This window comes from Pseudoalteromonas piscicida (assembly GCF_002744175.1).
Lineage (GTDB): Bacteria > Pseudomonadota > Gammaproteobacteria > Enterobacterales > Alteromonadaceae > Pseudoalteromonas > Pseudoalteromonas piscicida_B.
This window is the reverse complement of the sequence record NZ_NKHF01000045.1, coordinates 25325-33337: the sequence shown is the minus strand read 5'-3', so window position 1 is coordinate 33337 and position 8013 is coordinate 25325. Positions and strand designations below refer to the sequence as shown.

The 8013-nt window shown below is 43.1% G+C and carries 8 protein-coding genes; 3 read left to right on the top strand and 5 right to left on the bottom strand.

Features of this window, described 5'->3' with window-relative positions:
* Positions 1–160: 160 nt before the first annotated feature.
* Positions 161–829, top strand: coding sequence for a hypothetical protein (locus tag CEX98_RS10745; protein ID WP_099642069.1), 669 nt, complete (start codon positions 161–163; stop codon positions 827–829).
* A gap of 72 nt (positions 830–901) precedes the next feature.
* On the opposite strand, the gene CEX98_RS10740 is transcribed toward CEX98_RS10745, so the two are convergent.
* The 3 genes from CEX98_RS10740 to CEX98_RS10730 are packed head-to-tail and all read right to left on the bottom strand — an operon-like array spanning position 902 to position 3608.
* Positions 902–1423 (bottom strand): hypothetical protein, encoded by a 522-nt coding sequence (locus tag CEX98_RS10740; RefSeq protein WP_099642068.1) that lies wholly within the window; start codon positions 1421–1423, stop codon positions 902–904.
* The gene (locus tag CEX98_RS10735) at positions 1420–2598 is read right to left on the bottom strand and encodes a peptidyl-prolyl cis-trans isomerase (RefSeq protein ID WP_099642067.1); all 1179 of its coding nucleotides are present in this window, start codon (positions 2596–2598) and stop codon (positions 1420–1422) included. Before CEX98_RS10735 ends, CEX98_RS10740 begins: the two co-directional genes overlap by 4 nt.
* Positions 2598–3608, bottom strand: a complete 1011-nt coding sequence (locus tag CEX98_RS10730; protein ID WP_099642066.1) for a phospholipase — start codon at positions 3606–3608, stop codon at positions 2598–2600. The genes CEX98_RS10735 and CEX98_RS10730 overlap by 1 nt, the downstream gene beginning before the upstream one ends.
* Positions 3609–3823: 215 nt before the next feature.
* Between CEX98_RS10730 and CEX98_RS10725 the strand changes: the two genes are divergently transcribed.
* Together CEX98_RS10725 and CEX98_RS10720 are read left to right on the top strand one after the other, a co-directional pair.
* Complete coding sequence (locus CEX98_RS10725; protein ID WP_099642065.1) at positions 3824–4639, top strand: MipA/OmpV family protein; 816 nt, start codon at positions 3824–3826, stop codon at positions 4637–4639.
* Entirely contained in the window at positions 4629–5027 is a 399-nt protein-coding gene (locus CEX98_RS10720) for a DUF3019 domain-containing protein (protein WP_099642064.1), read from the top strand. The genes CEX98_RS10725 and CEX98_RS10720 overlap by 11 nt, the downstream gene beginning before the upstream one ends.
* Positions 5028–5110: 83 nt before the next feature.
* Here the strand turns inward: CEX98_RS10720 and CEX98_RS10715 are convergent, their stop codons facing one another.
* Complete coding sequence (locus tag CEX98_RS10715) at positions 5111–6670, bottom strand: cryptochrome/photolyase family protein (RefSeq protein WP_099642063.1); 1560 nt, start codon at positions 6668–6670, stop codon at positions 5111–5113.
* Positions 6670–7974, bottom strand: coding sequence for a DASH family cryptochrome (locus CEX98_RS10710; protein ID WP_099642062.1), 1305 nt, complete (start codon positions 7972–7974; stop codon positions 6670–6672). The genes CEX98_RS10715 and CEX98_RS10710 overlap by 1 nt, the downstream gene beginning before the upstream one ends.
* Positions 7975–8013: the final 39 nt, after the last annotated feature.

Below are 8013 nucleotides of genomic sequence, written 5' to 3'. Positions count from 1 at the left end.
GTAGCTAAAGTTTTTATCGCCTGACTCACATAGAATAACTATGCTACACAGGCTTTGCCTTGTATAAATGGAAATCAAACTGCTGCAAAAATAAACTTGAAAGATCAACAGGCCCTAATAACTTGTATGGTAAAAAATAAACACGATAGCGAGCATTGGTATGGAATTAAAAGATAAACTTATTTTATTGCTAAAGTCCGGTGGCTTGTCTATTGGCATTGCTGGTATTTTTTATCTGTTAATATTTAAAATGTCGGCTCAGTTCCATCATCAGATCCCATTTTCGCCATTTTCGGAAGATTCAGGGATTAATATGATGCTGATTTATAGTTTCTTGATCTTTTTGTCGAGCAGTATTTTCAGCTATTTCTTCTTAAAAATGCACGCTGCGCGAAACAATATGCATGTAGATGGCTTGGTGTTAGCGATAAAATATATCCACCTCGTATTGTGGGTCGGGGTTGTTAGTATCGCTCTGTATACACTCTTTTATATGAAGCAACATGTTTCGGTTTTACAACAAGCAAAAAATATTCAAACTCCACCTACGCAATTAGAAAATTTAGTTTCTTACTTACCTGAGCATGGTGATGTAATTGACATCGCGGTTGCACAAAACACCAACACTTCTCCCTCTACATTAACTTATTTAAGTCTAACGCGAGATTTTACTGTCCATTTAGCGCTGGCATCTAATCCCAGTACACCCAAAAAAGTACTGGAGGAAATCGTTGGATATTATCAAGACGGACAACAAGATGTGGTTATTAATGCCATTCTGCGTAATCCAAATGTTGTAAATGGTAATATTCAATTGCGGGTTTATTGATAATTAAAAAGGGGCTCAGAAAAGCGATTACTGAGCTAATACAGCTAAGACTGCTGGGCCCCGTTAGCCTTATTATTTACTCTCGCTTAGCTCCGAGCTCAATTGGTTTTGCATGCTTTTAAGTGCAGCAATTTTATCTCTTGCTTCTTTTAGTTGCGCCTCCGGTAAGCCCTCTTTGACCCCACGGGCTAATAGCGCTTGGATCCGTTCTACCTTGATATCTACAGCAGCAATATATGCCTGTTTTAACTGTTTTTCTTTTTCATCTAAGTATGCTTGATAGGCCTGAGTGTCGCTTAAATCACCTTGATAATGTTGCTGGTGCCTCTGTGCTTGATTAATGGGAGGTAAGTATTTGGGAGCCTGGATTGGGGCTTGAGTGAATACCTCGTCTTGTTCAGTGGCACCAGAGTGCGTTTTGGAAGTACTTTTTGCTGGTAAATCTGGGAGGGTTGTTGGAGTATAGGTGTCAGTCTTTACCTTTTTTGGCGCTACAGGCATAGGGTTATGCCAACTTATGTTGGCATATTTTAGTGTAAACAGGGCAATTATCATTCCAAGAAAGATAACAACATATGCTTGCCAGTGTTTCATAACACCATTCCGTTATTTGCCTTTTTCCACGCTTGATATTGCTGCTCAAACTTGGCTTTAGCAAACCTTTGTGTCAACGCGCGTAGCGCTTGATAGCGTACCGTTTCACTTTGGGTATCATAATAATCATAGACCGCAGCGGTGCTGATTAATATAAGCCATTGTCCGTCAGGTGTGCGAATGCTAGGCGTTATCTGGTCCTGCTTGTTACTGAACGCTAATTGCGTTTCCCATTTAGGTTTACTTTTGCGTGTTAATGGTTTTGGCTCAGACTGCCACACCAACGCAGGAGCAAACTTGTGGACTGCCTGTTGCCATGAGTGTGCTTGAGCATATGCTCGAAACTGCTCAGCGTCTTGTGAGGCGGTAAATTTGGCTGCACTTGCGCTTACCTTTTTGATGTATCTAAAGCGGCTTTTATGCTTGCTATAGTAGGTTGCAATCGCCTGATTGGGGATCTCAGCACGTAACGCTTCCACATATTCACTGGTTGCACCATGCATTTCTTCCTTGACGCCAAGATAAGCGAGCATACTTGGCCTTAATAACTCCCCAGCTACCACCTGCTGTAGTTGCTCAAGGCTCAAAGCTTGTTGGTTTAAAAAGGGGAGTGCGGCCTTAAATACAGCTTGCTGATAAAGGTGTTGATCAACGATGGCGGAAAGTAGCGCCGCATCCCCTTGGTGTAATTTAAATCGATTTTGCATAGACTGGCTGAGCATAACCTGTTCAAGTGACAATAGTGATACGTGTGTCAGTTTAACCTGTTGCCACTTGAGTAATTGCTCAGCTTGATATAAGCCATCAGCGGGATACTTCCCTAGTAGTGATTTCATCTGTGCACTATTAATCGTCAAAGGGAACGCTTGTTTTTTGACGTTTTCTAGCGCTGGAAACCAATCTATTAGAGCATCAGTGAGAAATTTATCGATATGATACTGCGTGCTAAAGCCAACATTTGACTGACGTTTCAAGATATCAGGATTAAATCGTTTGGCTTGTGAAAGTAGAAACTGATTTTCCAGTAACTGCTCTTGGGTTTGCTGTATCGTGAATTCTCTACCTTGATCAGCGTAGAGTTGGTGAACCAAAGGTAGCAGTGTCGCTGGTAACTTGGCTGCAGCGAAACTTGGTAAGCAACAGCTGCTTACCAAGAAAAGTACAACGAAGCGCATTATCTCACGTCCATCGCATGATTAAGCAAATGTACGACCATAGCGATAGCGTGTGGGATCACCTGTTTACCTGTATTTACTCGGTCATAGTGATCTTCCGAATTTAATACGATACCACCTTGTGAATAAGAAAAAGCGCCACCTTGGGTAAGCAATGGACGAATATCGGTTGAGCTGGTATCCACTGGGCTGAAGTTACTCATTGCCTGCTTTACCAGGGCAAAGTCATTGAGCGATTCCTGATCATAATAGTCTTTAACCCATGATTCCCAGCCCGAATGGTTTAGATCGGATGTTGTCCAAGTGTGGTGGGGTTGTAGTAAGTCAGTTGTATGAAAGACAAAGCCGAGTACTTGAGGGTTGCCACTTTGCACATAACTTTGATACCAATATTGACCTAAATTATCGATAGGTTGGAATGGCATTTCTTCAAAGTCATCGTACATATCATATGTTGAGTGGCTATCAATACGGTAGTTTTTTTCGGTTATACCATAGCTGTTGTATTCGCTATCATCTGCGCTAAACCAGCCAGTTTCGCCGCCGTGACCGTCATCTAAGTAATCGCCCTTGAGCCAAGTCGCCGCCATTTCGTCTATCGTTCCCCACACTGTCAGCTTCTGATAGTTGTAGCCACCGAAATCGTTGCCATGTGTATCAGCGCCTTGGGTGTGGTTTTGGAAATGCCAATAACTTGTGTATTTAACGATGCTTTCGGCTGCACCCCATAGTGGTGCCTGAACGCAATCTCCAGTAATAGCACCACAGAAAAACGTATCTTCAAAATCATCGACGTCATAAGCCGCTTGGCCTAATAAGTTTGCAAGTTGTGAAACGGACAAGCCATTTGCTTGTGCGTAAGCTTGTAATTTAGCGTATTTCGTTGTGCTCGGGTTTTGCGCCATGTAATTGACTGCGTCGATCACGATACGTTTGTGAGTCTCTTGGCTAAATGCGTGGCTTTGTCCTGCAGCAGTAAGCAGCGCAACAGGGAGTATATATTTTTTCATAAATTGCCTTTAGTTTATTGTAATTTATAACAAGGCTTCTCGAGCGGGCGAAAAGCAAAGTGCGCTATTTGACACAATTTATGTGAAATTAATATTAAAATAAAGTTAAATTATCACATTGGCAATTAAGTAAAGAAGAAGCTTGTTGGTCACAAATGGGTCAGGTATGATCTCGGGTAGAATTTCGGCACACCTGCGCTAATACGAATGGAACTATGAAAAAACTTCTTATAATAATCAGTTTATTGTTACCGTTTTATGGAATTTGCGACGAGCAAGATGATGATCTTGACGATGAGTTTGCATGGCAGCTGAGTGTTGGTGCATTTTATGTTGATATGACCATGCCTGCGCTAATTGGGACAGACTCAACATTTAGACATGGTACATTTCTCGTTGACGCAAAAGTTGAATACAAAAACTTTTATCTAAACACTCACTCTGGTGACTTTTTTGGTGGCTCTGATGTTGGTTATCAGATAGTCAACAATGGAGAGTGGGGAATTGATGCGATTTACGGCAGCTATATGTTGCCTTTTTCTGAACGGGGCTACCACGATGGTGATGAAGTTGTACCTGAATTACGTGGGATAAATAAGCGCGAGCAAGATAACTCTCTTGGTTTTTCGTATTATCGACATGTTGGTGAATTTCTTGCTGTGGCTGAGGTGGTATATGATGTTTTTGGTGATACCAACGGCTGGGTTTTTCACTTAGAAGCTACCCGTAATTTCGAATTGCGCAATTGGGACTTATGGTTAAACTTTGGTGCCAATTATTATTCTAGCAACTTTCACAATTACTTCTATGGTGTGTCGCAATCTGAAATTAACCAGTACTTGACCCCTTATGAGCCAGGTGCATCCGCCTCTGCCTTTATTCAGATGCAGCTCAATTATCCAATTGCTGAAGACTGGGTGTTTAGTTCAGGAGCTTCTTGGCTCGTTGGCTCGCAAGATACCCTAGACAGTCCTTTAGTTCGCTCGCGCCATGCCAGAGTGTTTTTTACTGGGGTGAAATATGTCTTCTAGATTAGTCACTTGGATAGTGCTGTTGCTGGGGGCGTCACTAAGTTACCAGTTACAAGCAGAAGAAATAAAGCCTGTTGGAATACTGCATGCAGTACCGAGTAAGTGTGTAGCACTAAACCAAGGCAGAACCTGTTATGCGGACGTAAAAGTTACGGTAAATGCGCCGAATGAGGGGGATTACTGCATTAGAGAGAGCTTATCGAAAAAGATATTGCAGTGTTGGGCTAAAACGGACAGTTTTAAGTATGACCTCGATTTTAGCTCGGATGAAAGCTTAAGCTATGAACTTATATCAAAGCAGAGCCGAGATGTACTGGCAGTAACCACGATAGAAGTAAATTGGGTACACAAAGTCAAGACTAAGAAACGCCGCTGGCGTCTCTTTTAAAAAAACAGGCTGCCGAGGACTTAATTAATAAAATTGGTACAACGCAGCCGTTCTTTCGAGGAGAAGGTATACAAGAAAAACCTTCACAGCGCTTCTATGTTATCTAAACACCATTGAGCTCGGTCTAACGTGGCTTGTTGTGTTTCGGCATTCTGTTTTTCCCAGTTTCGATATATCATCCCTATTCGATGATTCTTTCCGAATTTGTCTTCATGGCGCACCATAAAGTGCCAATAGAGGCTATTTAGCGGGCAGGCATTGTCACCTGTTTTTTGTTTCACATCGTAGTGGCAGTGGCGGCAGTAGTCGCTCATTTTATGGATATAATTACCACTGGCCGCGTATGGTTTAGTGGCGACGATGCCATGATCTGCAAACTGCGTCATCCCCCGAGTGTTGGGCATTTCTACCCATTCAATCGCATCGATATAAATGCCGAGATACCATTGGTCTACTTGGTCTGGATGGATCCCTGTGAGTAAACAAAAATTGCCCGTTACCATTAATCGCTGAATATGGTGAGCATAAGCATAGCCTAAGCTCTGATTAATGGACTCGCTCAAGCAGCGCATTTTGGTTTTGCCATGCCAAAAATATTCAGGAAGGTTTCGCTGCGCTTGTAAATAATTTTTACGCTCATAGTCTGGCATGTTTAGCCAGTACACGGCACGAATGTATTCTCTCCAGCCGAGAATTTGTCTAACAAACCCTTCAACTTGAGCAAGATCTATATTCGGATCTTTTTCGTACGCGGCGATCGCCGCATCAATAACCTGTTTTGGGTGCAACATTTTGGTATTAATGGCAAAAGAAAGGCGCGAGTGGTATAAGCTCCATTTATGGTCGCTTTGACAGGTCATCGCATCTTGGAACTGTCCAAAATTTGCCAATAAATGCTGACAAAAAAAGGACAATAGCTCGGTTGCCTGCGAACGTGTTGTCGGCCAGAGCAATTGAGCGTGTGCCGCACCAATCGTACTGATATTGTGACGTTCAAGGCGAGCTAAAATGTCGCTCACGTCATTAGCAAAACAAAGTGGCTCGGGGAGCGCAGTTAGATCTTGCGCTTTGAGTTTGTTGCGGTTGAGACTGTCGAAGTTCCACTGATCACCGACAGGATCATCGCCGTTCATCAGGATATTAAACCGTCGCCTTAATTTGCGATAGAAAAACTCCATGGTGGTGTGTTTTGCTGGCGTTAGGTAATTATCTAATTCATCAAATGGTACTAAAAAGTGCTCAGTATCGACACAGCGAACTTGTAAATTGTCGAGAGCAAGGTTATTTAGCTGTTTGGATAGTCTATATTCATCGGGCCGTTGATACTCAAAGCTTGTCACCTGATATTGCGCACAAAGACTGGTAATAAGTGCAGGTAAATCCGGATGCTCTTGGGTTTCGTCTAAGTTGAGGTGTAAAACATGATACCCCGCCTTTTTAAGTGCAGTTGCAAAGTTTTCCATCGCTTTAAAAAAGGCGCACACCTTTTGCACATGGTGTTTGGTATAATCAGTTTCTTGTTTTAGCTCAGCAACCACATAAAGATAGTCGTCTTTGGCTTGAGTAAACCAGCTATGTTTGGCATTCAGTTGGTCGCCTAAAATTAGCCTTAGGCCTTGGTATTGTGCATTCAGTTCAGCCATTATTTACTCCCTAAAGGCCAATCAACGTAGTCTCTGCTGTCTAATTGTTGCCCAGCAGCGCCTTGCCAGCGTTTGATGTATTCGCCATGTGGGTCGTAGAGTGACTGTTGCTTGGTGACATTGAAGTGGCGTCCTCCTCGTGGATCTGCGCCAACGCCCGCGATGTATTGCCAGTTACCCCAGTTCGCTGCGACATCATAATCAATAAGGTGTTGCTCGAAAAATGCCGCGCCATAGCGCCAGTCTACCTGTAATTCGTTGACAAGGTAACTGGCGGTTATTTGCCTTGCTCTATTGGAGATCCAGCCCGTCTCTGTTAACTCGTTCATAATCGCATTGACCAGCGCGCTAGGCGTTTGCCCTTGGCACCACTTTTGAAAGCGCTCGGGATAGAAGCTGGTATGTGGTTTTTTATGCTTTACTCCCGAAAACCTAAAGAGCTTGTGCTGATGTTTCAATGCATACCAGTGAAAGTATTCACGCCACAAGAGTTCAAACCAAATCCAGTAAGTAGATTCATTCGCGCCATGTTGCTGCTCAAATAGGGTCAGCGCATGTCTAATTTGTCTTGGGCTTATTGCACCCGTTGCTAGAATAGGACTGAATTGGGTTGAAAACTGCTCACCAAATAGCGCGTTGCGTGTTTCTTTATAGTACTTTGCTGCATTGCTCTTGAAGTATCGCTTAAGTTGTTGCTGGGCTTGCGATTCGCCTGCTGGGAATGCGCCATCGTACTCTGTGGTGAGCTTAAATTCAGTTACGTTCTGTACATGTATTGGGGCTGGCGGCAGCGTTGGCGGTGCCACAGGCTTGCTTGGTACTAAATCTTCGACTTTTTTCCTAAACGGTGTAAAGCTTGGGGGCAATTCATTTAAGTCAATTGGCAGCTGCTCTGGCGTAAAAAGGGTAGCAGAATAGGCAGAGCTAAAATGAATATCGGGAAAAGTGTCTTGCAAGGTTAACCACACTTTATGTTCATCAGAGCCTGGATGAACCGTACGGCCAATATGGGTGATACCGAGCGTGGTAACAATCTGGCGCAGTGTTGTTATTGGATCTTTCTCTTTGATGACATATAACACTTGATTTTGTGCCACTAAAGATTGCTGTAGCGCCCAGAGCGTACTATCACGGTAACCTTGGGTGACAGGAGATGGTTTGAAATGAGCTTTGCCTGTTGTCCACTCATTATTACTTGGCACATAGATGCAGAGTAAGCTGTCGACCAAAGAGGTCAGATTTGATAATGCAGGGTTATCGCTCAAGCGGCAATCGTTATCGAATAAATAGAGTCCAATTTTCACGTTTACTCTTCTAAGTCACGGAACAATAAGACTCTATAC